The organism is Ruegeria marisflavi (assembly GCF_025673445.1).
Lineage (GTDB): Bacteria > Pseudomonadota > Alphaproteobacteria > Rhodobacterales > Rhodobacteraceae > Ruegeria_B > Ruegeria_B marisflavi.
The window spans coordinates 14,467-39,932 of sequence record NZ_JAOVQN010000030.1; the positions used below are offsets into that span (position 1 = coordinate 14,467).

Annotated in this window: 25 protein-coding genes and 1 pseudogene; 18 read left to right on the forward strand and 8 right to left on the reverse strand. The window is 63.4% G+C overall.

Annotated features, from left to right (window positions below; genetic code table 11):
- Positions 1–20: 20 nt before the first annotated feature.
- The 7 genes and pseudogenes from OEZ49_RS20640 to OEZ49_RS23100 all read right to left on the reverse strand — a co-directional run.
- Positions 21–1,112: a mandelate racemase/muconate lactonizing enzyme family protein gene (locus tag OEZ49_RS20640; RefSeq protein WP_263390055.1), complete on the reverse strand. Its 1,092-nt coding sequence runs from the start codon at positions 1,110–1,112 to the stop codon at positions 21–23.
- Positions 1,109–2,071 (reverse strand): 2-hydroxyacid dehydrogenase, encoded by a 963-nt coding sequence (locus tag OEZ49_RS20645; protein ID WP_263390056.1) that lies wholly within the window; start codon positions 2,069–2,071, stop codon positions 1,109–1,111. The genes OEZ49_RS20640 and OEZ49_RS20645 overlap by 4 nt, the downstream gene beginning before the upstream one ends.
- A complete protein-coding gene (locus OEZ49_RS20650) occupies positions 2,064–2,909 on the reverse strand; it encodes a fumarylacetoacetate hydrolase family protein (protein WP_263390057.1) in 846 nt (281 codons plus the stop codon). The genes OEZ49_RS20645 and OEZ49_RS20650 overlap by 8 nt, the downstream gene beginning before the upstream one ends.
- A gap of 15 nt (positions 2,910–2,924) precedes the next feature.
- Positions 2,925–4,706, reverse strand: coding sequence for an IlvD/Edd family dehydratase (locus OEZ49_RS20655; protein WP_263390058.1), 1,782 nt, complete (start codon positions 4,704–4,706; stop codon positions 2,925–2,927).
- A gap of 16 nt (positions 4,707–4,722) precedes the next feature.
- Positions 4,723–5,466, reverse strand: a complete 744-nt coding sequence (locus OEZ49_RS20660; protein WP_263390059.1) for an SDR family oxidoreductase — start codon at positions 5,464–5,466, stop codon at positions 4,723–4,725.
- Complete coding sequence (locus OEZ49_RS23095; RefSeq protein WP_397545690.1) at positions 5,463–6,038, reverse strand: zinc-binding dehydrogenase; 576 nt, start codon at positions 6,036–6,038, stop codon at positions 5,463–5,465. The genes OEZ49_RS20660 and OEZ49_RS23095 overlap by 4 nt, the downstream gene beginning before the upstream one ends.
- A gap of 48 nt (positions 6,039–6,086) precedes the next feature.
- Positions 6,087–6,494 (reverse strand): annotated as a pseudogene (locus OEZ49_RS23100) (alcohol dehydrogenase catalytic domain-containing protein); the annotation flags it as partial.
- Between the two features lie 95 nt (positions 6,495–6,589).
- Here OEZ49_RS23100 and OEZ49_RS20670 point away from each other — a divergent pair.
- The 3 genes from OEZ49_RS20670 to denD are packed head-to-tail and all read left to right on the forward strand — an operon-like array spanning position 6,590 to position 9,214.
- Entirely contained in the window at positions 6,590–7,351 is a 762-nt protein-coding gene (locus tag OEZ49_RS20670; protein ID WP_263390061.1) for an SDR family oxidoreductase, read from the forward strand.
- 13 nt (positions 7,352–7,364) lie between these two features.
- On the forward strand, positions 7,365–8,246 hold the full coding sequence (locus tag OEZ49_RS20675) for an NAD(P)-dependent oxidoreductase (RefSeq protein ID WP_263390062.1): 882 nt from the start codon (positions 7,365–7,367) through the stop codon (positions 8,244–8,246).
- On the forward strand, positions 8,243–9,214 hold the full coding sequence (gene denD, locus OEZ49_RS20680; RefSeq protein ID WP_263390063.1) for a D-erythronate dehydrogenase: 972 nt from the start codon (positions 8,243–8,245) through the stop codon (positions 9,212–9,214). The genes OEZ49_RS20675 and denD overlap by 4 nt, the downstream gene beginning before the upstream one ends.
- Here denD and OEZ49_RS20685 read toward each other — a convergent pair.
- Positions 9,211–9,849 (reverse strand): GntR family transcriptional regulator, encoded by a 639-nt coding sequence (locus tag OEZ49_RS20685; RefSeq protein ID WP_263390064.1) that lies wholly within the window; start codon positions 9,847–9,849, stop codon positions 9,211–9,213. The genes denD and OEZ49_RS20685 overlap by 4 nt on opposite strands.
- A gap of 269 nt (positions 9,850–10,118) precedes the next feature.
- Here OEZ49_RS20685 and OEZ49_RS20690 point away from each other — a divergent pair, with 269 nt between their 5' ends.
- The 15 genes from OEZ49_RS20690 to OEZ49_RS20760 all read left to right on the forward strand — a co-directional run bounded on the left by OEZ49_RS20690 (position 10,119) and on the right by OEZ49_RS20760 (position 25,322).
- Positions 10,119–11,135 carry a TRAP transporter substrate-binding protein gene (locus OEZ49_RS20690; protein ID WP_164126947.1) on the forward strand — a complete coding sequence of 339 codons (1,017 nt, stop codon included), beginning with the start codon at positions 10,119–10,121 and terminating at the stop codon, positions 11,133–11,135.
- 92 nt (positions 11,136–11,227) lie between these two features.
- Positions 11,228–12,073 carry a TRAP transporter small permease subunit gene (locus tag OEZ49_RS20695; RefSeq protein ID WP_263390065.1) on the forward strand — a complete coding sequence of 282 codons (846 nt, stop codon included), beginning with the start codon at positions 11,228–11,230 and terminating at the stop codon, positions 12,071–12,073.
- A complete protein-coding gene (locus OEZ49_RS20700) occupies positions 12,073–13,695 on the forward strand; it encodes a TRAP transporter large permease (RefSeq protein ID WP_263390066.1) in 1,623 nt (540 codons plus the stop codon). The genes OEZ49_RS20695 and OEZ49_RS20700 overlap by 1 nt, the downstream gene beginning before the upstream one ends.
- Before the next feature lie 11 nt (positions 13,696–13,706).
- Positions 13,707–14,642, forward strand: a complete 936-nt coding sequence (locus OEZ49_RS20705) for a phytanoyl-CoA dioxygenase family protein (protein WP_263390067.1) — start codon at positions 13,707–13,709, stop codon at positions 14,640–14,642.
- Positions 14,643–14,656: 14 nt separating this feature from the next.
- Entirely contained in the window at positions 14,657–16,162 is a 1,506-nt protein-coding gene (locus OEZ49_RS20710; RefSeq protein ID WP_263390068.1) for a UxaA family hydrolase, read from the forward strand.
- Positions 16,159–17,160, forward strand: a complete 1,002-nt coding sequence (locus OEZ49_RS20715; RefSeq protein ID WP_263390069.1) for a Gfo/Idh/MocA family protein — start codon at positions 16,159–16,161, stop codon at positions 17,158–17,160. Before OEZ49_RS20710 ends, OEZ49_RS20715 begins: the two co-directional genes overlap by 4 nt.
- A complete protein-coding gene (locus OEZ49_RS20720) occupies positions 17,157–17,996 on the forward strand; it encodes a shikimate dehydrogenase family protein (RefSeq protein WP_263390070.1) in 840 nt (279 codons plus the stop codon). Before OEZ49_RS20715 ends, OEZ49_RS20720 begins: the two co-directional genes overlap by 4 nt.
- A complete protein-coding gene (locus tag OEZ49_RS20725; RefSeq protein WP_263390071.1) occupies positions 17,996–18,889 on the forward strand; it encodes a phytanoyl-CoA dioxygenase family protein in 894 nt (297 codons plus the stop codon). Before OEZ49_RS20720 ends, OEZ49_RS20725 begins: the two co-directional genes overlap by 1 nt.
- A gap of 1 nt (position 18,890) precedes the next feature.
- Complete coding sequence (locus tag OEZ49_RS20730; RefSeq protein WP_263390072.1) at positions 18,891–19,778, forward strand: NAD(P)-dependent oxidoreductase; 888 nt, start codon at positions 18,891–18,893, stop codon at positions 19,776–19,778.
- A gap of 3 nt (positions 19,779–19,781) precedes the next feature.
- Positions 19,782–20,675, forward strand: a complete 894-nt coding sequence (locus tag OEZ49_RS20735; RefSeq protein WP_263390073.1) for a DMT family transporter — start codon at positions 19,782–19,784, stop codon at positions 20,673–20,675.
- Complete coding sequence (locus OEZ49_RS20740; protein WP_263390074.1) at positions 20,672–21,574, forward strand: sugar kinase; 903 nt, start codon at positions 20,672–20,674, stop codon at positions 21,572–21,574. The genes OEZ49_RS20735 and OEZ49_RS20740 overlap by 4 nt, the downstream gene beginning before the upstream one ends.
- Complete coding sequence (locus OEZ49_RS20745; RefSeq protein ID WP_263390075.1) at positions 21,571–22,608, forward strand: Gfo/Idh/MocA family protein; 1,038 nt, start codon at positions 21,571–21,573, stop codon at positions 22,606–22,608. The genes OEZ49_RS20740 and OEZ49_RS20745 overlap by 4 nt, the downstream gene beginning before the upstream one ends.
- On the forward strand, positions 22,601–23,599 hold the full coding sequence (locus OEZ49_RS20750) for a Gfo/Idh/MocA family protein (protein WP_263390076.1): 999 nt from the start codon (positions 22,601–22,603) through the stop codon (positions 23,597–23,599). Before OEZ49_RS20745 ends, OEZ49_RS20750 begins: the two co-directional genes overlap by 8 nt.
- The gene (locus tag OEZ49_RS20755) at positions 23,593–24,198 is read left to right on the forward strand and encodes a LysE family translocator (protein ID WP_263390077.1); all 606 of its coding nucleotides are present in this window, start codon (positions 23,593–23,595) and stop codon (positions 24,196–24,198) included. Before OEZ49_RS20750 ends, OEZ49_RS20755 begins: the two co-directional genes overlap by 7 nt.
- Entirely contained in the window at positions 24,195–25,322 is a 1,128-nt protein-coding gene (locus OEZ49_RS20760) for a mandelate racemase/muconate lactonizing enzyme family protein (RefSeq protein ID WP_263390078.1), read from the forward strand. Before OEZ49_RS20755 ends, OEZ49_RS20760 begins: the two co-directional genes overlap by 4 nt.
- Positions 25,323–25,466 lie beyond the last annotated feature (144 nt).

Consider the following 25,466-nt stretch of genomic DNA (forward strand, 5'->3'; position numbering starts at 1 on the left):
CCTTTCCTCTCTGCAAAACGTCATGCGACGCGGTACGGGGTCAGCCGGTCCCAATCGAAGATGACACCGATGCCCGGTTCGTCCGGGGCCAGCGCCATATGGTTTTCCACCCGAAGCGGGCGTTTGGTGTAGCGATCAATCGGAAAGGAATGCACCTCGATCAGACCGGCATGCGGTTGCGCCGAAACAAGGCTGACATGCAGTTCCTGCATCCCGTGCGAACAGATCGGCAAGCCCGCCTTGCGTGCTAGCGCGGCCACTTGCAACCAGCCGGTGATACCGCCGCAATTCGACGCATCGGGTTGCAGGAACGACAACCCAGCCCGATCCACGGCATATTCGAACTCGTGAATCGTGTGCAGGTTCTCGCCCATCGCCAACTTGACCGGACTGACCATTGCCAGGCGACCATAGGCGTCATAATCGTCGGGGATCATCGGCTCCTCGAACCACAGCAGGTCGAACGGTGCAAAAGCCTGTGCCGCCTCGGTCGCCTGCGCCTCGGACATCGAGTAATTGGCATCAACGGCGAACGCGATATCCGGGCCAATCAGCGCGCGCACGGCGGCGATCCGCTTCAGGTCCTCGTCCAGCGTGGGTTGCCCGATCTTGATCTTGACCCCGTTGAACCCGGCTTCAAGGTAACCGCGAATGCTGTCCAACAGTTTAGGCTGGTCGAAGCCCAGATCGATCCCGCCGCAATAGGCGCGGCAACGGTCTGATGCGCCGCCCGCCATCCTCACAAGTGATTTGCCAAGGGTTTTCCCGCGCAGGTCCCAAAAGGCGATGTCGACCACCGAGATCGCGAAGCTGGCGATGCCGCCCCGCGCGACATAATGCACATGCCATTGCATCGCCTCATAAAGCGCCTCGACCGGCTCCGCGGCCTGCCCGCGAAGGAACGGCGCAAGGTCATGGGTGATCATCGCATGGATCGCGTGACCGCCCTTGCCGCCAGTATAGGTATATCCGGTGCCGGTCGCGCCATCGTCAAGCGTCACCGTCGCTGTTACCAGTTCGAAATGCGTGTGGTCGCCATGCTTGGCGTCCACCAGCACCTCGTCCAAAGGTACATGAAACAGGCGCGGCTCGACCGAGACGATGCGGCTCATAGCCCACGACACTCCGGCACCGGGGTCACGACGGTGCCATCCTTAAGAAATTGCGAGAGGTTGTCACAGGTGAGGTCGCCCATCGCCTGCCGCGTTTCCACCGTGGCCGAGCCGACATGCGGCGTCAGCACCACGTTCTCCATCCGTTTCAGCGCATCGGGTACCTTGGGTTCAGCTTCGAACACATCCAACCCCGCCCCGCCCAGCGCACCGCTTTCCAATGCAGCAACCAGCGCAGGTTCGTCCACGACCGAGCCGCGCGAGACATTGATCAGCACGCCCTCGGGACCCAACGCGGAAAGGACTGTCGCATTGACGATATGGCGCGTGCCGGGTCCGCCCGGGGTGATGCAGATCAGCGCATCGCATTCTGCCGCCATCGCTTCGAGATTGTCGAAATAGGGATAGTCCACCGGTTTCGGGGTACGGCTGTGATAAGCCACCTTCGCACCGAAGGCCTGTACCCGGTCGGCGATGGTCTGCCCGATGCGGCCAAGGCCGACGATGCCCACAGTTGTTCCCTTGACCGAGCGAGTCAACGGAAAGGCGCCCTTTTCCTCCCACGCACCCTTGCGCACCCAGCGGTCGGCCGGCACCAGCCGCCGGTAGACTGCCAGCCACAGCAGGATGGCGGTATCGGCTACCTCATCGTTCAGCACATCGGGCGTGTGCGAAACGAGAATACCCCGCGCCGCCGCCCCGGTTGCGTCGATGGCGTCATAGCCGACGCCATAGGAGGAGACCACCTTAAGGTTCGGCAGTGCCTGCATGACATAGGGCGGAACACCCCAGTGCCCGTCCGTCGCGACGGCCACAAACTCGGCGCCGCGCGCTGCCAGCATCGCCGCGCGCTCGGCCTCGGGGGTGTCGAATAGTCGGGTGATCTCGAACTCGGCCTCGAACCGGGCGCGCATCCGCTCGGTTACATTGCCGATCTGGAGCAGGTGCGGTTTAGTCATCGGCCCGTACCTCCTGCCGCTGGATACCCAGGCCGTCGATCCGCAACTCCATCACGTCGCTCGCTTTCAGGAATGTCGGCGGCTTCATGCCACCGCCCACGCCCGGCGGTGTCCCGGTCGAAATCACATCACCCGGATGCAGGGTGAAAAGCTGGCTCAGATGCGAAACGATCTGGCGCACGGTAAAGATCATCGTGGCGGTACTGCCGGTCTGCATCCGTTTGCCGTTCACCTCCAGTGACATGCCCAGCGCCTGCGGATCGGCGATCTCGTCACGGGTCACCAGCCAGGGTCCGGTAGGCCCGAAGGTGTCGCAGCTTTTGCCCTTGGTCCATTGCCCACTCAGCTTGTTCTGAAAGGTCCGCTCGGACACATCATTGCAGATGCAATAGCCCGCGACATGATCCAGCGCATCTTCTTCGCTGACGTACTTTGCGGCCTTGCCGATCACCACGCCCAGTTCGCACTCCCAGTCGGTCGTGGTCGAGCCGCGCGGCATCACCACATCGTCATTCGGTCCTACAACGGCCGAATTGGCCTTCATGAAAAGGACAGGATGCTCGGGGTATGGCAGGTTCATCTCGTCGGCGTGATCGGAATAGTTGAGCCCAATGCACATGAACTTGGTAAACCCGGTGACACAGGCGCCTAGGCGCGGGTTTCCAGATACCAATGGGAGGCTGCTCGTATCAAGCGCACGTAGACGGTCCAGGCTCACATCGTCCAGCATCGCACCACTGATGTCGGCTACATGCGCGCTCAGGTCCCGGATGTTTCCGTCGGCGTCCAGCAGACCCGGCTTTTCGGCGCCGACAGCCCCGTATCGCAGAAGTTTCATGTCATCTCGTCCTTCTCAGTGATTGTCGCGCGGCAGCGCGCTGTTTCCGATGTCGCGATAGGCGTCGGCCCCGCGCAATGTCATCCCCTCCGAGAACGGTCGTACCCGCTCGCGGAAAATCTCCTGCCAGGGCGACTGGCTGGGCGGGGTAAAGGGATGGTCGGGCAGCGCGGCACGGCGCGCGACCAGTTCCTCGTCGCTGACCAGCATGTTGGCGGTGCAGGCGTTGAGGTCGATCCGAAGCATGTCGCCGGTACGCACCAGCGCCAGCCCCCCGCCTTCGGCCGCTTCGGGCGAGGCATTGAGGATCGAGGGAGATCCAGAGGTGCCCGACTGCCGCCCATCGCCGATGCAGGGCAGCGCGTGGATCCCCTGTTTCAGCAGGTAGGAGGGCGGCCGCATGTTCACCACCTCGGCCCCGCCGGGATATCCGATGGGGCCTGATCCGCGCATGATCAGGATGCAATGGGCGTCAATGCCAAGGGCTTCGTCGTCGATGCGGGCATGAAAATCCTCGGGCCCGTCGAATACGATGGCCCGCCCCTCGAAGGCGTTGGGGTCGTCGGGGTTATCCAGATACCGCTGCTGGAACTCCGGGCTGATCACGCTGGTCTTCATGATCGCGCTGTCGAATAGATTGCCCTTGAGGTTGATGAATCCCGCGCCGTGTTTCATTGGCTGGGCAACCGATTTGATCACCGCCGGGTTCTCGCTGCGGCGGCCCTCGCAATTCTCGCCGATGCCCCGCCCGTTCACCGTTACGGCAGCGGGATGCGGCAGCATCCCCTCGGCCAGCAATTCACCCACCACCGCCGGCACACCGCCCGCTCGGTGATAATCCTCGGCCAGGTACTCACCCGCGGGCTGAAGGTTGACCAGCAGCGGTACCTTGTGCCCCAGCCTTTGCCAGTCGTCATTGTCGAGCGCTACCCCCAAATGCCGGGCGATGCCGTTCAGGTGAATCGGCGCGTTGGTCGACCCGCCAATGGCCGAGTTTACCACGATTGCGTTTTCGAAAGCCGCCCTGGTCATGATATCGGACGGTTTCAAGTCCTCGTGGACCATCTCGACGATCCGCCGCCCGGTCTCATAGGCCATCTGCCCGCGCTCGCGATAGGGCGCGGGGATTGCAGCTGATCCGGGTAGTTGCATGCCCAACGCCTCGGCCAGACTGTTCATCGTGCTTGCGGTTCCCATCGTGTTGCAGTACCCCACCGAAGGCGCCGAAGAGGCTACCAGCTCCATGAACCCCGCATCGTCGATCTCGCCCGCCGCCAGCAACTCGCGCGCCTTCCAGACAATGGTGCCCGACCCGGTGCGTTCGCCCCTGAACCAGCCGTTCAGCATCGGTCCGACGGAAAAGGCGATGGCCGGAATGTTCACCGTCGCCGCCGCCATCAACAGCGCCGGTGTGGTCTTGTCACAGCCGATGTTGAGCACCACCCCGTCCAGCGGATAGCCGAACAGCGTTTCCACCAGGCTCAGATAGGCCAGGTTGCGATCCAGCATCGCGGTCGGCCGCTTGCCAGTCTCCTGGATCGGGTGCACCGGCACCTCGATCACCGTGCCACCCGCCGAGATGATCCCGTCGCGCACCCGCTTGGACAGTTCCACATGGTGCCGATTGCAGGGGCTCAGATCGGATCCGGTTTGCGCGATGGCGATGATCGGCTTGCCCGACTGCAACTCCTCCCGCGTCAATCCATAGTTCAGATAGCGCTCGAGATAGAGCGCGGTCATCTCGCGATTGTCCGGGTTGTCGAACCAGAATTGCGAACGCAGACGCCGTTTTGTCATGTTTTCCCCTCCCCGTTCAGCCGGCCCAGCCGCCGTCGATGATATGCGCCTGCCCCGTCGTAAACGCACTTTCATCCGAGGCGAGATAGACCGCAAGCGCGGCAATCTCCTCGGCCTTGCCGATCCGGCCCATGGGCTGGCGCGCAACAAAAGCTTTCATCGCCGCCTCATAGTCACCCGTGGCGCGCAGCCGGTCGTGCAACGAGGGGCTTTCCACCGTGCCCGGGCAGATCGCGTTACAGCGCACCCCTTGAGTGATGTAATCCTTGGCCACAGCCTTGGTCATGCCAATCACCGCCGCCTTGGTGGCGCCATAGACAAAGCGGTTCGGTGCCCCGATGATCGACGAGGCCGCCGAGGACATGTTGATGATGGACCCGTTGCCACGTGCCAGCATCCCAGGCAGCGCCGCCCTCATCGTGCGGAACATCGACCGCACGTTGAGGTCAAAGGCGAAATCCCATTCCTCGTCCGTGGCATCCAGGATGGTGCCGTGATGCACGAAGCCCGCGCCGTTGAACAGGATGTCGGGGTTCGCTCCTCTGACAACCTCTGCCACCCGCGCGTTGTCGCGCACGTCAAGGCCTGTGACCTCCAGATCTCCCGTCGCGTCCGATTTCAGCGCGGCAAGCATCTCGGCGTTGATATCGGTGGCCAACACCTTGGCGCCTTCGGCGGCCATAGCCAGCGCCGTAGCCCGTCCGATCCCCTGTCCGGCGGCCGTCACCAGCGCCATTTTACCAGCTAGTCGTTGTGTCATGTCGAAAAATCCAGATGCACTTTCATTGATTGGGTGCGGTCGCCCGCCAGGTCAAAGGCTTCACGCGCCTTGGACAATGGAAAGCTGCCGCTGAGGATCGGTGTCACGTCGATCCGGCCACTGGCGATGGCCGCGACCGCGTCGCCAAAGGCATGATGGAACCGGAACGAGCCGCGCAGGTCGATTTCGCGGGCGATGGCCAGGTTCCGGTTGAAACCGATCTCGCCGCCGAGACCCAGCATCACCATCACCCCGCGCGGGCGTAGGCAGGCCAATCCGTCGTTGAAGGCGCTGGCAACGCCGGTCGCCTCGAACATCACGTCAAAACAACCCTTGCCCTTGGTAAACTCGGCGTTCCAGCCGGTTCGCATGGCATCCAGCGCCCGATCCGCGCCCATCGTGCGGGCCCGCTCCAGCGCCACCGCCATCACATCGGTGACCACCACCTCGGCCGCTCCCGCCGCCTTCGCCGCCAGCAGCACCAGCGCGCCAATCGGGCCGCAGCCGGTGACCAGCACGCGCCGCCCCTCCAGCGGACCGGCGCGCTCCAGCGCATGCAAGACCACTGCCAACGGTTCGGCGCAGGCGGCGTGGGTCCCGGGCAGATGCTTGGGCAGCTTGTGGCACTGGTCGGGCCGCGCTAGGATCACGTCTCGGAACGCGCCCTGGATATGCGGTACCGGCATCGCCGAGCCATAGAACCGCATATTTTCGCAATGCATCTCCAGCCCCGCGCGGCAATACTGACAGATGCCGCAATTGCGGCTGGGCGAGACCGCGACCAGATCGCCCTCCTCCAAGCCGCTGTCGCCTGGGGTCGACAGGACCCGGCCCGCTACCTCGTGGCCCAGGATCATCGGCTCGATCATCCGCACAGTGCCGAACCCGCCGTGCTGGTAGTAATGCAGGTCCGACCCGCAGATGCCGCCGGCCTCGATACGCACCTGAACCATCCCCTCGGTTGGGTCCGGCGCGGTGCGGGTTTCCACCCGCAGGTCGCGCGGGGCATGCAAGACGACGGCTCTCATTGCAGATACTCCCTTGCCCGTCCGGTCGGCGACGGGCGGACTAGTGTTTCCGCAAACACGCTCCTAGAGTGACCCCGAGCAGGGGAGGAAACGGAATGAGCGGATTGTTCGACCTCACGGGTCGCCGGGCCTTGATCACGGGCTCCAGCATGGGCATCGGCCTGGCATTGGCGCGCGGGCTGGCGCAGCATGGCGCCTCGGTCGTGCTGAACGCGCGCAATGCGGCGCGGCTGCACGAGGCCGCCGAAACCCTGCGCGCCGAAGGGAATGAGGTGGCGACCGCCGCCTTTGACGTCACCGATAACGACTCTGTGACCACCGCCATCGCGCAGATCGAAACACAGGCCCCGCTCGACATCCTGATCAACAACGCCGGGATGCAGCACCGCGCGCCGCTCGAGGATTTTCCCGAAGAGCGATGGGATGCCCTGTTCTCCACCAATGTCAAAAGCGCCTTTCTGGTCGGCCAGGCGGTTGCCCGTCCCATGATCGCACGGGGGCGTGGGCGTATCGTCAACATCGCATCGGTGCAAAGCGAACTCGCCCGCCCCGGTATTGCTCCCTATACCGCCACCAAGGGTGCAATCCGCAACCTGACGCGCGGCATGGCGACCGACTGGGCGAAACACGGCCTTCAGGTCAACGCCATCGCGCCCGGATATTTCAAGACCCCGCTCAATCAGGCGCTGGTCGATGATCCGGCCTTTTCCGAATGGCTGGCCAAACGCACCCCTGCGGGCCGCTGGGGCAATGTCGAGGAACTGGTCGGCGCGGCGGTCTTCCTGTCCTCGGACGCCGCCAGCTTCGTCAACGGCCACACACTGTTTGTCGATGGCGGCATCACCGCGTCGCTGTAGGGGAGAATGAGAGATGCAGATAGGGTTCCTGGGCACCGGTCTGATGGGCGCGCATATGGTGCGCAACCTGCTCAAGGCGGGCCATATCGTCACCGTGTGGAACCGCACCGCCGCCAAGGCCGAGGCACTGGCGGCAGACGGTGCAACCGTCGCCGCTTCGCCCGATCGGGCTGTGGTCGGGGCCGAGATGGTGATCTCGATGCTTGCCGATGGACCCGCGACCGAGGCGATCCTGTCGGACCCCGCCCTACGCCAGGCGCTGTCCCCCGGCTCGACCTGGGTCGACATGTCCTCGGCCAAGCCAGAGGAATCCCGCGCCCATGCGCGTGACCTTGCAACGCTGGGCGTCGCACATCTGGACGCGCCCGTCTCGGGCGGAACACTCGGGGCCGAGGCAGGCACGCTGGCCATCATGGCGGGCGGCGCGGCGGAGACCTTCGACTGCGCCCGCCCGGTGCTGGAGGCGATGGGCCGCCCGGTGCTGGTCGGCCCCGGCGGATCTGGCCAATTGGCCAAGCTTGCCAACCAGGCGGTGGTCGCCATCACAATTTCCGCCGTGGCCGAGGCGATGCTGCTCTTGGAACGCGGCGGCGCCGATCCGGCGGCGGTGCGCGATGCGCTGAAAGGCGGATTTGCCGACAGCACGATCCTGCAACAACACGGTGCCCGCATGAGCGCGCGTGACTTCGCGCCGGGCGGGCTTACCCGGCTCCAGATCAAGGATCTCGACAATGTACTGGGCGAGGCCGCAAGCCTGGGTCTGACCCTGCCCGCGACCCAGGAAACCCGGCGGCGCTTTGTCCGGCTGGCCGACAAGATGGTCGGTGGAGAACTTGACCACTCCGCTCTGTTCATGGAGCTTTGTGACCTCAACCAGTTGGAGACCGGCAGATGAGTATTCTGATCCTTGGTGGCGGGGGAATGGTCGGGCAGAAACTGGCCCATTCTCTTGCCGATCACGGCCTGACCGGGCATGAAGGCGCGCCCGTCACCCTGTTCGATATCGGTTTCCCCGAAACCGGTGCGCCGGGGCAGCAGATTCGCGGGTCCGTCACCGACCCGCTGGCCATGCGCCGCCTGGCCGCCGCGCGGCCAGAGGTGATCTTTCACCTCGCCTCCATCGTTTCGGGCGAGGCCGAGGCGGACTTCGAGCTGGGCTGGCTCACCAATATGCAAAGCTTCTGGACCCTGCTCGAAGCTCTGCGCGCCGAACACCTTGCCTCGGGCGGCAGCTATCGCCCCCGCTTCGTCTTTACCTCGTCCATCGCGGTATTTGGCGGCCCCTACCCCGACAAGATCGGCGACGAGTTCCTTAGTGCGCCACTGACGTCCTATGGCGCGCAGAAGGCCTGCAACGAGCTGATGCTGACCGATTTCTCGCGCAAGGGGTACGTCGATGGGATCTCGATCAGGTTGCCGACCATTTGCGTGCGCCCCGGCAAGGCGAACAAGGCCGCCTCGTCCTTTTTCTCGGGCATCATCCGCGAACCGTTGAATGGGCTGGAAGCGATCCTGCCCGTGCCCGACACAGTGCGCCACTGGCACGCATCGCCACGGTCGGCCGTAGGCTTCCTGCGCCATGCCTCCACCATGGATCTGGGCCGGTTGCAAGACCGCCGCGCGCTCAGCATGCCGGGTGTCTCCTGCACCGTAGCCGAGCAGATCGAAGCTCTTCGCGCCATCGCTGGAAACAATGTTGTGTCTCTGATCCGATCGGAACCGGACGAAACAGTGCAGCGCATCGTCCAGGGCTGGCCACGCGACTTTGACGCCGCACGCGCCCGGAAACTGGGATTTGCCGCTGAAAGCGACTTTGCCGAGATCATCCGCATCTATCTGGAGGACGATCTGCATCGGGGCTAGAGCGATCTGGCCAAGTGATCGACGATGGCGGCCTTGCAGCGATTGACGTCCCGGGCCAGCGCCGCGTCAACGATGGCCTTGTGCTCTCGGATGATGGCCTCGAAGTAGTTGGCTCCAAAATCCCGCTCGGCGCCGACGACCTGCTGCCGGAACAGCGTATAGATCCGAGCATAGGTCTCCATCAGGATGGGAGACCCACAGGCTGCGATAAGCGTCGTGTGAAACCCGATCTCGGCATCTGACCAGACATCCATATAGGGCGACACGTCCGTGACATGGGCAATCTGACTTTCGATATGGCTCAGCTTGTGATGGGCCGCAGACAGCGACGCTTCCCACTCCAGCCCGCCCAGACGAATGGACAACTCGGCGCCCTCATGCTCCAGCAGGATTCGGAACCGTGTCACGTCACTGCGCCGCTCGGACGAGGATGGCGAGGCCCGAAATCCGCGCTGCTCCTCGAACTCGACCAATCCAGTGGGCAACAGCCGCATGAGAACATCACGCACCGTATTGGCGGAAACTCCATATAATCCCTGAAGGTCCGCGGGTTTGAGGCGCTCGCCCGGCTTGATGACCGCCGTCATCAGCTTGCGATGCAGATCATCGTAAATATCAGCCGTTTCTATCTTCATTTTCTGATTCATGCCGGATGCCCCGGATCCGTTTGTGTGTCGTTCGGCTGTATCTAACTGCATCTGCGCGCCCTGTCCCGGCCCGTTTGCAACCTCAAATCATGATGCGCCGCATTATTGGAAGTTTCAAGGATTTTCAAAATTTTTTAGATTTCCGAAATTACTGTTGGCATGAGGGCGCACGATTGCTAGGCTTTGCGGTGCGACACCCCTCGGCGAAGACAAAAAACGCGCCCGGTGGGGTCTATTCGTGCAACGGGAGGAGAAACATGAAACTCATTCGCATGGCGGCCGTGGCCGCCAGTACCTTGGCGCTGTTCGCGGGTGCTGCATCGGCCGATACGACCAAGCTGCGCATCCAGACCCACTATGCGCCGGAAACGGTGTCGGGCAAACTGGCGGCCCGCTATGTCGAAGACATCCAGGCCATGTCCAACGGTGAGATCGAAGTCGAGATGTTCTACTCGTCTTCGGTGGTGAAATCGGTCGAGACATTCGACGCGGCAGCCACCGGCATTCTCGACTGCGACATGACCGGCGGCGGTTATCAGACTGGCAAGAACTCGGCTTTCCAGTTCGTCGGCGACATCATGGGCGGCTATTCGACCCCCTATCAGCAGCTCAGCTGGCTGTATTTCGGCGGCGGTCTCGAAGCAGCGGCACCGCTCTACAACAAGTACGGAATGGAGCTGATCGGCTGGTGGGTTTACGGACAGGAGAGCTTTGCCTCGTCGAAACCCATCACCAAGGTCGACGACTTCAAGGACTGGAAATTCCGCTCGCCCCCGGGCATGGAGACCAAGATATTCGAGAAACTGGGCGCCAAGCCGATCGTGATGGACTTTACCGAGATCTTCACCGCGCTTGAGACCGGGATCATCGATGGCGCCGATGCGTCGGGCCTGGCCAACAACGTCGGTCTTGGTCTTTACGACATCGTGAAATACGCCAACTTCCCGGGCTTCCACTCGATGCCGTCCGACCATCTGGCCTGCAACAAGACAGTCTTCGACGCTATGCCCGCGCATCACCAGAAGATCATGAAGGTCGCGATGGAGGCCCTGGCGCTGCGCACCGCGCTGACCTTTGAAAAGGCCAACGCCGAAGCGGCCGCGAAACTGCGCGCCGATGGCGTGACGCTGAGCGAATGGGCACCGGACGAGCTGCAAAAGTTCCGCAACGCGGCACAGGCCACCTGGCCGGAATTCGCCGACACGCCGGAAGCCAAGGCACTGGTAGACAGCCACCTTGCCTATCTGACCCAATTGGGTCTGGTGCAGCAATAACGCTTGCGGGCGGGGTCTTTTGACCCCGCCCCTGCCCGCCGCGTACCGGGTCCCGCCGGTCATCCCAGAAAATCTCAATCGCGGAGGTTCGGATGCAGCAACGATCCGGCAGTCTCGTGGAATGGCTGGTACCCTTGGCGTTCATCGTCTGCGCGGGCTGGCTGGCCTGGCATCTGCCCGCCTTCATTCTGGACTTCCTGCCACCGCAGGACCCATCGCAGTTCGACAAGCTGAGCGCCCTTTTCAAACGCAACGATGTCACGCCCAACATGCCCGGCCTGTTCGACGGGTTCGCCGACATTTTCGACTGGCTGGCCCTGCTATTACTGCCGGTGACGCTTGTCGCTGGCGTTCTCACCGTGCGGCGCGCGCCGATGGAGTTCGAGGCTTGGGGCCCGCTCGACCGGCTGTCGGTCTTTATTGGCCGCGTCACCATGATGCTGATCGTGGTGCTCTGTTGCGTCATGCTTTACGAGGTCTTCGTTCGGTATGTGCTGAACGCGGCCACCCTCTGGGCCAACGAGCTGTCGCTCTGGCTTGCGGGATTCGTGTTCCTCTGCGCCGGTCTTTATGCGATGCAGCAGCGCAGCCATATCCGCATATTCCTGCTTTACGACATGTTGCCCCGATCCTTGCAACGGGTCTGTGACACGGTATCGACCGTGCTGATCGTGACCTTTGCCTTTTTCCTTGTCTACGGGGGCTATGGCGAGGCGCTGGACAAACTCTACCGTTGGGAAACCTTCGGCACAGCGTTCGATCCACCGATACCCGCCACGATCAAGCCGATGGTGCTGGTGGTGGTCGTCCTGGTAGCAGTGCAGGCCATCATCAACCTCGTCAGCGACTGGAATACCGAAGCGGTCATTCACACTGCCGCCGACGATATCGACGCCGAAGAGCTTGAGGCCCTAAAACGCCAGGTGGGGAACAACTAATGGATATCGGAACCATTTCGCTGGTCCTCATGATGGGCCTGATCGTGTTGCTTGCCATCGGCATGCCACTTGGCATGGCCTCGGCCATCCTTGCGGTGCTGGTACTGGTGATGAAGTTCGAGCCGGAGCTTCTCTGGGCACCCTGGACCTTTGGCGACGGCATTCTCACTGGCCGCCCCGGCTCTGGTCCACTCAATATTCTGGCCCAGAAAATATACGGGCTGTTAACGGATTACGTGCTCATATCCATCCCGCTCTTCATCTTCATGGCGGCACTGCTGGAACGGTCGGGCATCGCCAAATCGATGTATGACAGCCTGAACGTCTGGCTGAACCGCACCCGCGGCGGCATCGCCATCGTCACCTCGATCATGGCCGTGATCATGGCCGCGATGTCCGGTATCATCGGCGGTGAGGTGGTGCTGTTGGGCCTGATCGCGCTGCCGCAGATGCTGCGGCTCGGCTATAACCAAAACCTTGCCATCGGCACGATCTGCGCCTCGGGTTCGCTGGGCACCATGATCCCGCCCTCGATCGTGCTGATCATCTACGGGCTGATTACCGAAACCTCGATCAAGGCGCTGTTCACTGCGGCCTTTATCCCCGGTTTCATGCTGGCCTCGCTCATCATCCTCTACATCATCATCCGCACTCAACTGAACCCCGACCATGCGCCCCTGCCCGACCCCGTCCCGGGCGAACCGCAGGGACTGGAGAAATCCATGCTGTTCGGCGCGTTCCTGTCGGTACTGATCGCCGGCTTTTCGACCGCATTGTTCCTGCGGGCGCTGTTCTTTGAACTCTCTGGCCAGAACGCCGTCCAGACGGGCGATCCGATCACCTATGGCACCGCCGACTACCTGCCCTGGTTCGGCGGTACCGCTGTGCTGATGCTGGTGCTGATCTTTCTCGTCTTCGGTCGCTCCCGCACCGCGACCGGCTGGGCGATGGGCAAAGGCCTGGTACCCCCCATCGTGGTGATCGGCGTGGTGCTCGGCTCGATCTATGGCGGCATTACCGGCATCACCGAGGCTGCCGGTATGGGCGCGCTGGCGGTACTGGTGCTGGCGATCTTCCGGGGAGAAGCCTCGTTCGACCTGGTCTGGGAAAGCCTGATGCGCACGTTGAAGTCGACGGGCACCATCATCTGGGTCACCATTGGGGCGGCGGCATTGGCTGGCGCTTACACAATCGCCGGCGGCCCCCGCTTTGTGGCCGACATGATCGTGGGCTCCGAGATGCCCAGCATGCTGATCCTGCTTGTCATGATGCTGATCCTGCTCTTCATGGGCGCCTTCATGGACTGGGTCGGTATCGTGCTGCTGATCATCCCGGTATTCCTGCCCATTGTACAACGCCTGCCGGTCGAGGAGATCGGCCTGATCGGCGAACTCAATCCGCGTAACGTGTCGATCTGGTTCGGAGTGCTGTTCTGTATGAACATGCAGGTCAGTTTCCTGTCACCGCCCTTTGGCCCAGCCGCGTTTTACCTGAAATCGGTGGCTCCGCCGCATATCTCGCTGACCGACATCTTCAAGGGGTTCCTGCCCTTCATCGGCATTCAGATCCTGGCGCTGAGCGTGCTGCTCATCTGGCCGCCGATCGTCGAGCTTCTGCTCTAGGGGGTTGCGGGATGTTGAGCGCCGGTGAAATCGCCAAGTTCCGCCGCAACGGGTACCTGATCGTGGAGAACGTGTTGGGGCCAGGGGTGCTGGACCCGGTGCGCGCCGAATATCAGGCGATCATGGACACGTTGTTGGAGGAATGGCAGCTGACACAACAGTTCGGTGGGTTGGACTTTGCCGAGCAGATCAAGGCGACCTATGCGCTGGGGCTCGACTGGTTCCAGCCAATGGACATCTCGTTGCCCGGCGACCGGATCCGCACAGATACGCCCATGCATTTTGGCCCGGCGGTGTTCGACATGGTCACCGCGCCGCGCCTGCTGGACCTGGTCGAGGCGCTGATCGGACCCGAGATCACCTCCTGCCCGATCCAGCACGTGCGCATCAAGCCGCCCGCCCGTGACCTGGCCCGCGACGAGTTACGCGCCCATGTGGGCGGCACGGACTGGCACCAGGACCGCGCCGTGGCCCATGTCGAGGCGGACCAGACCGACATGGTCACGGTCTGGATCGCGGTCACGGATGCGACGCCCGAAAACGGCTGTCTTCAGGTGCTGCCGCGCGCCGCTGATCGGATGCTCACCCATTGCCCGATGCGCCAGACCACCATCGCGCCGGGGTTGATCGACCCTGAACAAGCGCTGCCCGTTCCGGTGCGGGCGGACGGCATCGTGGTGCTCGACCCGCTGATCCCGCATGCCTCGCTGCCCAATCTCACCGACGGCATCCGTTGGAGCTTTGACCTGCGCTACGCTCGCAGCGGCCAGCCCACGGGGCGCAGCCATTTCCCCGCATTCGTCGCCCGCAGCCGTAGTGAACCCCACACCGAACTGCGCGATTGGCGGCGCTGGCGGCAAATGTGGGTGGACGCGCGCGCGCGGCTGGCCACCGAACCACATATCCAAATCCACCGCTGGCAGGGCGACAGCCCGCTCTGCGCCTGAAAGAGCAGTTCCAAATGAAGCCCTATGTCCGCCTTGATCCCTCTGACACGGTCGTTACCGCCACCCGCCCGCTGGAGGCCGGTACCCAGATCGAAGGGATCACTGTTCTCACGCAGATCCCTACGGGCCACAAGGTCGCCATGTCCCCGATGCCGAAGGGCGCCGAGGTGCGCAAATACGCGCAGCTGATCGGTTATGCCGCGACCGATATCGCGCCAGGCGATCATGTTCACACCCACAACGTGGAGTTCCGCAACACGGATGTGGCGTATGAATATGGCACCGACTTGCGCCCCGTATCTCCGGCGGACGAACCCGACACTTTCATGGGATACCGGCGCGAGAACGGCTCGGCCGGCACCCGTAACTATATCGCCGTGGTGACCTCGGTGAACTGCTCGGCCACCGCCGCCCGGCGCATCGCCGACGCATTCGGCCCCGAGGAACTGGCCGCCTATCCAAATGTCGATGGTGTCGTGGCCTTCGTCCACGGCACCGGCTGTGGCATGGCAGGCTCCGGTGACGGATTCGAGGCGCTGCAAAGGGTTATGTGGGGCTATGCGCGCCACCCCAATCATGCAGGTGTGCTGATGGTGGGCCTCGGTTGCGAGATGAACCAGATCGACTGGCTGCTCGAGGCCTATGGTCTGAAGCAGGGGCCGCTGTTTCAGACCATGAACATCCAGAACGTGGCCGGCCTGCGCCGTACCATCGAAACCGGCATAGAGAAGGTCCGCGCCATGCTGCCCATCGCCAATATGGCCCAACGCACCCCCTGCCCTGCGTCCGAACTGAAGGTTGCGCTGCAATGCGGTGGATCGGACGCCTGGTCGGGCATCACCGCCAATCCGGCGCTGGGCTATGCCTGTGACCTGCTGGTGGCACAGGGCGGCACCGGGGTGCTGGCGGAAACGCCTGAAATCTATGGAGCGGAACATCTGCTGACACGGCGCGCCGCCGATCGCGCAACAGGTGAGAAGCTAGTGGGTCTGATCCGCTGGTGGGAGGATTACACCGCCCGCAATCGCGGCTCGATGGACAACAATCCCAGCCCCGGCAACAAGAAGGGCGGGCTGACCACGATCCTGGAAAAATCGCTGGGGGCGGCCGCCAAAGGCGGCACCACGCCGCTGACCGGTGTCTACAAGTATGCCGAGCCCGTAACCGCGCGTGGCTTCACCTTTATGGATAGCCCCGGCTACGACCCGGCCAGCGTCACCGGCCAGATCGCGGGCGGCTGCAACCTTGTCTGTTTCACCACAGGGCGCGGCTCGGCCTTTGGCTCGAAACCCGCACCCACCATCAAGGTTGCCACCAACAGCTCGCTCTACGAACGAATGCCCGAGGATATGGACGTCGACACTGGCCTGATCCTGTCGGGCGCGGCCACGGTCGAAAGCAAGGGGCGCGAGATCTACGAGATGTTTCTGCGCGTGGCCTCGGGCGAGATGTCCAAGTCAGAGGCGCAGGGTCTGGGCGACTACGAATTCGTCCCCTGGCAAATCGGAGCGGTGATGTGACCCGTCTACTTATCGCAGGCACCGGTCTGATCGGCCACCGGCACATGGCACATATCGAGGCCCATCCGGACCTGACCCTGGCCGGGATCATCGACCCCGACCCAACCCGCCGCGCGCATGCGACCGCGCCGGGCTGGGCGGATATCGACGCGGTCGATACAGAGGCCGGTGGGCTGGTCATCGCAACTCCCACCGAAACCCATGCGCCACTTGCCATCGCGGCCATGCGCAGGGGCTGGGATGTGCTGGTCGAGAAGCCATTGGCCGAGACGCGCGAAGCCGCGCAATCCATCATCGACACCGCCCGCGAAACCGGCCGCAAGGTGCTGGTGGGCCATCATCGCCGCCACCACCCGCGCGTGGAAAAGCTGAAAGAGGTAATCGCCAGCGGCCAGCTCGGCCAGCCTGTGGGGGCTTCGCTCATGTGGTATATGCGCAAGCCCGACGATTACTTCGACATTGGCTGGCGCGCGGGCATGAACGGTGCCCCCGTCAAGCAGAACCTGATCCACGATGTCGACACTTTGTGCTGGCTTTTCGGCCCGGTCAAGGACGTCGTGGGTCTTGGCGGCAACCCCGTCCGGGGTGCTGCGCGCACCGAGCACGGCGGCGCGGTGCTGCGCTTTGCCTCGGGTGTGATCGTCACCATCGCTTTTGCCGACACCACGCCGACGCCATGGGGGTTCGAGGCCGGAACCGGCGAGAGCCCTGCCATCCCCTACACCGCGCAGGACAGCCTGCGCATCGCCTGCACGCGCGGCGCGATCGAGTTTCCTTCGCTGACCACATGGAGCGGAGCGCAAAGCTGGCATGACAGACCTGAACCCCAAGTGCTCGACGTCGCCGAGGGTGTGCCATTGATCCGGCAACTGGAGCATTTTGCCGAGGTGATCGCAGGCCGCGCCGAACCCCGGGTCAGTGCTGAGGACGGGCTGCGCGCGCTTGACGTCACCCTCAGGGTCGAGGATGCCACCCTGCCCGCCGGGGTCCGACAATGACCGCCCTGCGCTGCGGCCTGATCGGGGCGGGTCTGTCCCGCTCGCGGTTTGGTGCGGCGCTCGCCCTTCTGGGGCAGGAATATGGTCTGACAGTCGATTACACCCTGATCGACACCGAAGGTTTGCCGGATTTCGATCTACCTACAGCCCTTTCACGCTGTCGCGACACTGGCTGGAGCGGCGTTTCCGTCACCCATCCGTTCAAACCCGAGGCGGCCCTTTGGGCTGGTGAAGCGATGCGATCCGAGGTTGCGCGGCTGGGGGCCTGCAACCTCCTGACCTTCAGTCCGGACTTTTCCGGCCACAACACCGATTTTACCGGTTTCCTCGGCGCCTGGCGCAACAGGTTCGGCACCCGCAGCCCAGGTCGTGTCGCCATGGCGGGCGCGGGCGGCGTTGCCGGAGCGCTTGGCGGTGCCCTGATCGCGCTGGGAGCCGAGGACATCGCGCTCTGGGACCCGGTACCGGGCCGTGCAGCGGCGCTGGCCAAGTTGCTCGACCCTCCTGCACGCGCGGTCGCCATGAATGCGGCAGAGCACACTGCGCGCGGGGCACATGGATTGGTCAACGCCACGGCTCTCGGAATGGGGACGGACACGCGCAGCGCCTTTGCACCGAGCTGGATCGGCAAGCAGGAATGGGCCTTTGACGCAGTTTACACACCCGTCGAAACACCGTTTTTGCAAAACGCTGCAACTTCCGGCCTCATCTGCCTGACCGGCTTCGACCTTTTCCGCTTCATGGCTATCGGCAGTTTCGCCGCGCTGTCAGGCCATGCCACCGACCCCGCGCTGGCAGCATTGCTGGATCCGCTCCGACCCAAGGAGATCGCCTGATGCCCGAAGTCCTGTCGCCTGCACAGATCGCCCACTATCGCGACACCGGCTATATCGTGTTGGAAAACCAGGTGCCGCCGCCGGTCATCGCCGCGATCCGCGCCGAGATTGCCCGGTTCACGGACGAGGCGCGCGGTATGACATCCTCGAACGACCGGCTTGATCTGGAGGACAGCCACCGCCCCGACGCACCGCGCCTGCGCCGCATCAAGCTGCCCCACAAAATCAGCCCGGTGATGCGGGATCTGCTCTATTCCGATACGATTCTTGCCCCAGTGCGCGACCTGATCGGACCCGACCTGCGCCTGCATACCACCAAGCTCAATATGAAGTCGGCAGGTTTTGGCGCGGCGGTCGAATGGCATCAGGACTGGGCCTTTTACCCGCATACCAATGACGACGTGCTGGCCGTGGGTGTTCTGATCGACGACATGGCCGCGGACAACGGCCCGCTCATGGTCTTTCCCGGCAGCCACCAAGGCCCGATCCACGACCATCATGCCGGTGGCCACTTTGTCGGCGCGATGGACCTTGCAGCCTGCGGTCTCGACGCGCGTGACGCGGTGACACTGACGGGACCGGCGGGCTCGATCTCTATCCACCACGCACGGGCAGTGCATGGCTCCGCGCTCAACCGTTCGACCCGGGACCGGCGCATGCTGTTCTACGAGATCATGGCCGCCGACGCCTTTCCCGTCATGGGGTCAATGACCCGTTTCGACAGTCTCGATGACTACAACAGCCGGATGCTGTGCGGTCAGCCCACGATCACGCCAAGACTGGCACCTGTGCCGGTCCGAATTCCGCTGCCACCTCCGCCAGTGGCGGGCAGCATCTACGAGATACAGTCCGGGCTGACCGCCCGCGCCTTTGACAGGATAACGGAGGGATAAGATGGCAAAACCGACAATCGGATTCATCGGGCTGGGGCTGATGGGGCGTGCCATGGTGGCACGGCTTCAGGACTGCGGCTATGCCGTCTCAGTGCTTGGCAACCGCGACCGCAGCGGTATCGAAGAGGCCACCGCGCGCGGTGCGGTTGAAGCCGCCTCTCCTGCCCAACTGGCCCGCGCAAGCGATATCGTGATGCTCTGCATGGGCACATCCCAACAGGTCGAAGCGCGGATGCAAGGGACCGATGGCATCATCGCGGGATTGAGACCCGGCACGGTGGTAATCGACTTCGGAACCTCCCTGCCCGGTTCCACCCGGACACTGGGCGAAATGGTCGCCGCCGAAGGTTGTACGATGCTCGACGCACCGCTGGGCCGTACCCCCAGCCACGGGCGCGAGGGCAAGCTCAATATCATGGGCGCGGGCGACAGGACCGCCTTTGACAAGGTCCGCCCGGTGCTGGACGACCTGGGCGAAAATGTCTTCCACCTCGGGCCGCTCGGCACCGGCCATACGATCAAGCTGATTAACAACTTTTTTGCCATGACTACCGCCAACGCGATGAGCGAGGCCTTCGCCATGGCCGACAAGGCGGGGGTGCCCCGGCAAGCGCTCTACGACGTGATGAGCGCGGGCCCCCTGCATTCGGGGATGATGGATTTCGTCAAGGCCTATGCCATCGACGGCGACGCGCAGAAACTGGCCTTTTCCATCCGCAATGCATCGAAGGACGTCGGCTATTATGCGCAGATGGCACAGGATATGGGCGCCGAGAGCCTGATGTCGGCCTGCGCCCGCCGCGCTCTGGCCGAGGCGATCGACGAAGGACGCGGCGACGATCTGGTCCCGCAGATGGTCGAGTTCTACGCCGCCCGGTTCGGCGGCTAGATCATGGAAGCACTGGCAGGACGGCAGGACCGCGCGGGGCTGGGCATGGTGATGATGCTGGCCGCTTGGTTCATGTTCGCCTGCACCGACAGTTCGGTCAAATGGCTGGTCCTGGGTGGGCTGGGCGCGTTCCAGCTGGCCTTTGCCCGCTACGGTGTGGCGCTGATCCTGTCGGTCATCTCGATGCGCCACCGCGCATTTCGCGGCACCCGGCTGACCCCGCGCCAAATCCGTCTCCTGCTGTTGCGTGCGGTTCTTCTTGTTACGTCGACGATCAGCAACTTCGTTGCACTGCGCTACCTGTCCCTGACCATGACCGCCGCCATAATGTTTTCGTCCCCGATCATCGTATCTGCGCTGGCAGTGCCACTCTTGGGCGAGAAGATCGGGCCATGGCGCTGGTTCGCCATCGGTCTGGGCTTTGTCGGCGTGCTGTGCGTGGTACGCCCGTTCGGAGCCGGGTTTCACTGGGCCTCGGCGCTGATTGTCTATAACGCCACCGCCTTGGCGCTGTTTTCCATCATCACTCGCAAACTTTCGGGCGAGGTGGCGACCCAGGTCATGCAGATCTGGGCCGGTGCGATGGGGACACTGGTGCTGCTTCCCCTGGCGATTTGGTCCTGGCAGCCGATTTCGGGCACGCTCACCTGGGCGCTCTATCTGGCCATTGGCGCCTTCGCCTGGACCGGACACGAGATTTTTGCCCGTGCCCACCGCTATGCCGACGTGAGTCTCTTGATGCCGTTTTCCTACAGTTACCTCGTCTACATGGCAGGCGCGGGCTGGTTGCTATTCGGCGCCCTGCCCGATGGGATGACTCTGGTGGGCGCTGGCATTATCGTGGTGTCGGGGCTGATCATCTGGTGGCGAGAGAACCGACCGGGAGGCGCGACATGACATCCGTTCTGTGTATTGGCGAGGCGATGGTCGAGATCTCGCTGTCGCCCGACCGGCCAGATACAGCCGGTCTGGGATTTGCCGGTGACACACTGAACACCGCAATCTACCTCAAGCGCGCCGCACCCGCCCTTAACGTGGCCTATTGCACCAAGCTGGGGCGCGACGTGCTGTCGGAACGGATGATCGCGATGATGCGCGCCGAAGGGCTAGATACCACCCTGATCCGGCGCAGCGATACACGCGTGCCGGGCCTTTATGCCATCAGCACCGACGAAAAGGGCGAGCGCAGCTTCACCTATTGGCGTGACAACTCGGCCGCGCGGCGGTTGATGGAGTCCCCGGGACTAGAGGAAACGGATCTTTTGGGGTTCGATCTTGTATACTTGTCAGCGATATCGCTGGCCATTCTTCCCCCGGCGGGGCGGGCGCGCTTGATGGGATGGCTCAGACATTACCGCGATGCCGGTGGCCGAGTGGCCTTTGACAGCAATTATCGTCCGGCCCTTTGGTCGGATCAGGGCACCGCACAGGAAACCGTGACCGACGCCTGGCGGCTTGCTGATATCGGCCTGCCCAGCCTCGATGACGAGATGGCGCTGTTTGCCGATGCGGACGAGGCGGCAGTGCTTGCGCGCCTGCGCGCATACGGTCTTGGCGAGGGCGTCCTGAAGCGCGGCGCCCGCGGCCCCCTGCCACTGAATGGCGAACCGCCGCTTGCGGTCGACCCTGCGACCGACGTCGTCGACAGCACGGCCGCGGGTGACAGTTTCAACGCAGGTTATCTAGCCGCCAGGCTGGATGGGCGCGATCAGAACACGGCAATGCGGACGGGGCACGAATTGGCTCTACGGGTGATTGGTCACCGGGGCGCCATATTGCCGCGAGAATATGCATGACCGGAAAACCGATGCATACGGTGCTGATAGGTCTGGGAATGGTTACCGACTTGCACGCCAATGCGATTGCGGCCACCGATGGAGAGGTAGTCCTTGCCGCAGTATATGCCCGCAATCCCGAGCGGGCACACGCCTTTGCCAACCGGCACGGCGGACCACGGGTTATGACCTCTCTGGACGAGATCGTCGCGGATAGGACACTTGATTTCGCAATCCTGGCCACTCCGCCGGATGCGCGCGCGCCATACATCCCGACCTTTGCGCGTCGTGGCCTGCCTGTCCTGACCGAGAAACCGCTGGCCCGGACAGTCGACGAGGCCCGCGCGCTTATCGAAACCTGCGAGACGGCGGGCCTGCCCCTGGGGGTTCTGCTGCAACACCGAATGCGCCCCGCTGCGCTAGCGCTGCAAAACCGCCTTGCGCAAGGTGAGCTGGGCGAGATCGCCACCGTCGAACTGCGTGTGCCCTGGTGGCGTGACCAGAGCTATTATGACACGCCCGGGCGCGGCACCCGTTCCCGCGATGGCGGCGGTGTGCTGATCACGCAGGCAATTCACAGCCTCGATCTGATGCTGCAATTCTGCGGCCCAGTGGCGGATGTGCAAGCCATTACCGCCACTTCGCCCCTGCATCAAATGGAAGCCGAGGACTTCGCCGCCGCCGCCTTGCGCTTCCGCTCGGGCGCGGTGGGCTCGGTCATGGCCTCGGTCACGCACTACCCTGGCGGCGCTGAGGAGATAGTTATCAACTGTACCGCTGGATCGGCGCATCTGGCCGCGAACCGGCTGATGCTCCACCGGCACGGGCACCCGCCGGAAGAGATCGGCACGTTGTCGGGTACCGGCGGCGGCGCCGATCCGATGGCCTTCTCGCACGACTGGCACCGAGCGGTGATCGCCGATTTCGCCGAGGCACTGCGCAATGGCAGGCAACCCGCAATCACCGGGCGCTCGGCCCTGCCGGTTCAGGCGCTGATCGCGGCAATCGAACGCTCGGCAAGAACCGGGCAACGGCAGGATGTGGCTGATGGCTGAACCGATCCGGATGGGCGTCGTGGGCATCGACCACCGCCATATCTATACGATGACAGAACACATGCAGGCGGCGGGTTGCGTGCTGTCGGGTTGGCAGACCGACGGCACGCCGAACACTCTGGATGGGTTCTTGGCGCGTTTTCCCGACGCGCCGCGACGGGACCGAGCCGAAGATCTAATCGACGACCCCGAAATCGACCTGATCCTGACCGCCGCCGTGCCCTCCGACCGCGCGGGCATTTCCATTCGGGCGTTGCGGGCGGGAAAAGATGTCCTCAGTGACAAGCCGGGCGCATTGCATGCGCTCGACGTGGCCGAACTACGCCGGACGGCCACGGAAACCGGGCGCATCTGGGCGGTGGATTTCTCGGAACGGTTCGAAGTGCCCGCGATGACCCGCGCGCTAGAGTTAATCGACGCGGGCGCGATTGGTGAGGTGATCGGTACCGTCGGCCTGGGCCCGCATCGCCTCAACGCTGCCACCCGGCCCGACTGGTTCTGGGACCGTGACCGCAACGGCGGCATTCTGGCCGACATCGGCTCGCACCAGATCGAGCAGTTTCTGGCGCTGACAGGGCAGGACATGGCCGAAGTTGTCTTGGCTCATGCGGCCTGCATTCGCGAGCCGGGCTTTCAAGACTTTGGCGAAATCGTTCTCCAGGCCGGGCGCGCACGCGGCTATATCCGGGTCGACTGGTACACACCCGACGCGCTGCCCAATTGGGGTGACGGGCGCCTTTTTGTAACCGGAACCACAGGCACGATCGAGTTGCGCAAGTATGTCGATCCTGGCGGCACGCCCGGAACCGACCACCTGATCCTTGTCAACGGCGAGGTCTGCGAGAAGCAGCAGGCGTCCGGCGCCGGCCTGCCTTTCTTCGCTGCACTCGCGCATGACATCCGTCACCGGACGGAAATCGCCCTGCCACAGGAACGCGTGTTTGCCGTCTGCGATCTGGCCATTCAGGCACAGGGGATGGCCGAATGCTGATCTTCGCCGCCGCCGTCTTTTTCCTGATCATCACACCTGGACCCGGCGTGCTCTCTACCGCCGGTGTCGGTTCGGCCTTCGGCGCGCGGCCCGGCACGCGCTATGTGCTGGGTCTTTTCATCGGCACCAACATGGTGGCGCTGGCGGTGGTCTCGGGCCTCGCCGCCGTCCTGCTGGCCGATCCACGCATCCGCACCCTGCTGTTCGTTGCCTCGACTGCGTATCTCTTGTACCTCGCGCTGCGGATCGCCACAGCGGGAAGCCGGATCGCCTTTATTGAGGCCGCCCGCCCGCCCGGCATTCTGGACGGGATCGCGCTGCAAATGATCAACCCCAAGGCCTATGCCGTTAACACAACGCTGTTCTCCGGCTTTGCCTTTGGCGGGAACAGCCTGTTGGCGGAAACCCTCCTCAAGTTCCTGATCGTCAACGCGATCTGGATTCCCATCCACTTCCTGTGGCTTTGGCTGGGCATCACCTTGCGCCGGCTCGACCTCGGCCATCGCGCCCACCGGACCATCAACATCGGCATGAGCGCTTCGATGCTGATCGTTGTGGCATTGGCGCTCACTTATCAGTTCAGCGGGATACGGCCATGAAGATCACCGCAATCACCACCCACCTGCTCGACCACAAGTTGGACCAGCGTTTCGAAAGCGCCTCGTCGGGCTTCGACCGGCGCACCCATCTGCTGGTCGAAGTAACCACCGACGCCGGGCTGACCGGCTGGGGCGAATGCCTTGGCCCGGCCCGGCTGAACGCCGCCGTGGTCCAGGGCATGGCGACGCTGCTGATCGGGCAAAATCCGCTGGAGACTGAAAAACGCTGGATCGAGGTCTATCACGCCTTCCGCGATCAGGGGCAGCGCGGTCTGACGATCACCGCGCTGTCTGGCATCGACATCGCGCTGTGGGATATCCGGGGCAAAGCCTGGAACGCGCCCGTCTCGACCCTGTTGGGCGGGCGGTTCCGTGAACAAGTGACCGCCTATGCCACTGGCGGTTTCCGCAAGCCTGGCCGTGACCGGGTCGCCGACATTGCCGCCGAAGTCGCGGGCTACAAGGCGGAAGGGTTCAAAGCCGCAAAGATCAAGATTGGTTTCGACGTGGAAGAGGATCTCGAGGTCATCGCCGCCTGCCGTGCGGCGATAGGACCCGAAATGCGGCTCATGATCGACGCCAATCACGGCTATGACACGGTGGAGGCGATCCGTCTCGGTCGTCTCGCCGAACCCTATGACATCGACTGGTTCGAAGAACCGGTATTGCCGGAACATCTCGACGCTTATGCCGATGTCCGCAGCAACCAACCGATCCCGGTCGCGGGCGGCGAGACATGGCACGGGCGCTGGGGCATGAAGGATCCCGTCGAACGCCGCTGCGTCGATATCCTGCAACCCGACATCTGCGGCACCGGCGGGTTTACCGAAGGGCGCCGCATCGCCGACATGTGCGCCCTGCACGGGATACGCCTGGTACCGCATGTATGGGGCACCGGTGTGCAACTGGCAGCCTCGCTGCACTATATTGCCGCCCTACCACCTAACCCGCCCCGCCCCGAGCCGTTTTCCCCGATGTTGGAATTCGACCGAACTGAGATGCCGTTTCGCCAATCAATCCTGACCTGCCCAATTGAGCCAGTAGCAGGGGTGCTCACCGTACCTGGAGGCCCGGGATTGGGCATCGAGATAGACCGGAACACTCTCTTAGGGGGTGTCAGATAGATTCTAACTGGTCTCAGTTTCCCACGAACCGCAGGAACTTAGGCGACGCAAAGCTGACGCCACTCGGCTAGGGTCTGTTGAGATTCACTTTGAGTTCAGGAGAGCGGCGCAGGCATTGATGATTGCCGTAAAGCTGAGGTCTGT

Coding starts and splice junctions, on each gene's coding strand:
- OEZ49_RS20640 (WP_263390055.1), bottom strand. CDS start 1,112: ATGAGCCGCATCGTCTCGGTCGAGCCGCGCCTGTTTCATGTACCTTTG.
- OEZ49_RS20645 (WP_263390056.1), bottom strand. CDS start 2,071: ATGACTAAACCGCACCTGCTCCAGATCGGCAATGTAACCGAGCGGATG.
- OEZ49_RS20650 (WP_263390057.1), bottom strand. CDS start 2,909: ATGAAACTTCTGCGATACGGGGCTGTCGGCGCCGAAAAGCCGGGTCTG.
- OEZ49_RS20655 (WP_263390058.1), bottom strand. CDS start 4,706: ATGACAAAACGGCGTCTGCGTTCGCAATTCTGGTTCGACAACCCGGAC.
- OEZ49_RS20660 (WP_263390059.1), bottom strand. CDS start 5,466: ATGACACAACGACTAGCTGGTAAAATGGCGCTGGTGACGGCCGCCGGA.
- OEZ49_RS20670 (WP_263390061.1), top strand. CDS start 6,590: ATGAGCGGATTGTTCGACCTCACGGGTCGCCGGGCCTTGATCACGGGC.
- OEZ49_RS20675 (WP_263390062.1), top strand. CDS start 7,365: ATGCAGATAGGGTTCCTGGGCACCGGTCTGATGGGCGCGCATATGGTG.
- denD (WP_263390063.1), top strand. CDS start 8,243: ATGAGTATTCTGATCCTTGGTGGCGGGGGAATGGTCGGGCAGAAACTG.
- OEZ49_RS20685 (WP_263390064.1), bottom strand. CDS start 9,849: ATGAAGATAGAAACGGCTGATATTTACGATGATCTGCATCGCAAGCTG.
- OEZ49_RS20690 (WP_164126947.1), top strand. CDS start 10,119: ATGAAACTCATTCGCATGGCGGCCGTGGCCGCCAGTACCTTGGCGCTG.
- OEZ49_RS20695 (WP_263390065.1), top strand. CDS start 11,228: ATGCAGCAACGATCCGGCAGTCTCGTGGAATGGCTGGTACCCTTGGCG.
- OEZ49_RS20700 (WP_263390066.1), top strand. CDS start 12,073: ATGGATATCGGAACCATTTCGCTGGTCCTCATGATGGGCCTGATCGTG.
- OEZ49_RS20705 (WP_263390067.1), top strand. CDS start 13,707: ATGTTGAGCGCCGGTGAAATCGCCAAGTTCCGCCGCAACGGGTACCTG.
- OEZ49_RS20710 (WP_263390068.1), top strand. CDS start 14,657: ATGAAGCCCTATGTCCGCCTTGATCCCTCTGACACGGTCGTTACCGCC.
- OEZ49_RS20720 (WP_263390070.1), top strand. CDS start 17,157: ATGACCGCCCTGCGCTGCGGCCTGATCGGGGCGGGTCTGTCCCGCTCG.
- OEZ49_RS20725 (WP_263390071.1), top strand. CDS start 17,996: ATGCCCGAAGTCCTGTCGCCTGCACAGATCGCCCACTATCGCGACACC.
- OEZ49_RS20730 (WP_263390072.1), top strand. CDS start 18,891: ATGGCAAAACCGACAATCGGATTCATCGGGCTGGGGCTGATGGGGCGT.
- OEZ49_RS20735 (WP_263390073.1), top strand. CDS start 19,782: ATGGAAGCACTGGCAGGACGGCAGGACCGCGCGGGGCTGGGCATGGTG.
- OEZ49_RS20740 (WP_263390074.1), top strand. CDS start 20,672: ATGACATCCGTTCTGTGTATTGGCGAGGCGATGGTCGAGATCTCGCTG.
- OEZ49_RS20745 (WP_263390075.1), top strand. CDS start 21,571: ATGACCGGAAAACCGATGCATACGGTGCTGATAGGTCTGGGAATGGTT.
- OEZ49_RS20750 (WP_263390076.1), top strand. CDS start 22,601: ATGGCTGAACCGATCCGGATGGGCGTCGTGGGCATCGACCACCGCCAT.
- OEZ49_RS20755 (WP_263390077.1), top strand. CDS start 23,593: ATGCTGATCTTCGCCGCCGCCGTCTTTTTCCTGATCATCACACCTGGA.
- OEZ49_RS20760 (WP_263390078.1), top strand. CDS start 24,195: ATGAAGATCACCGCAATCACCACCCACCTGCTCGACCACAAGTTGGAC.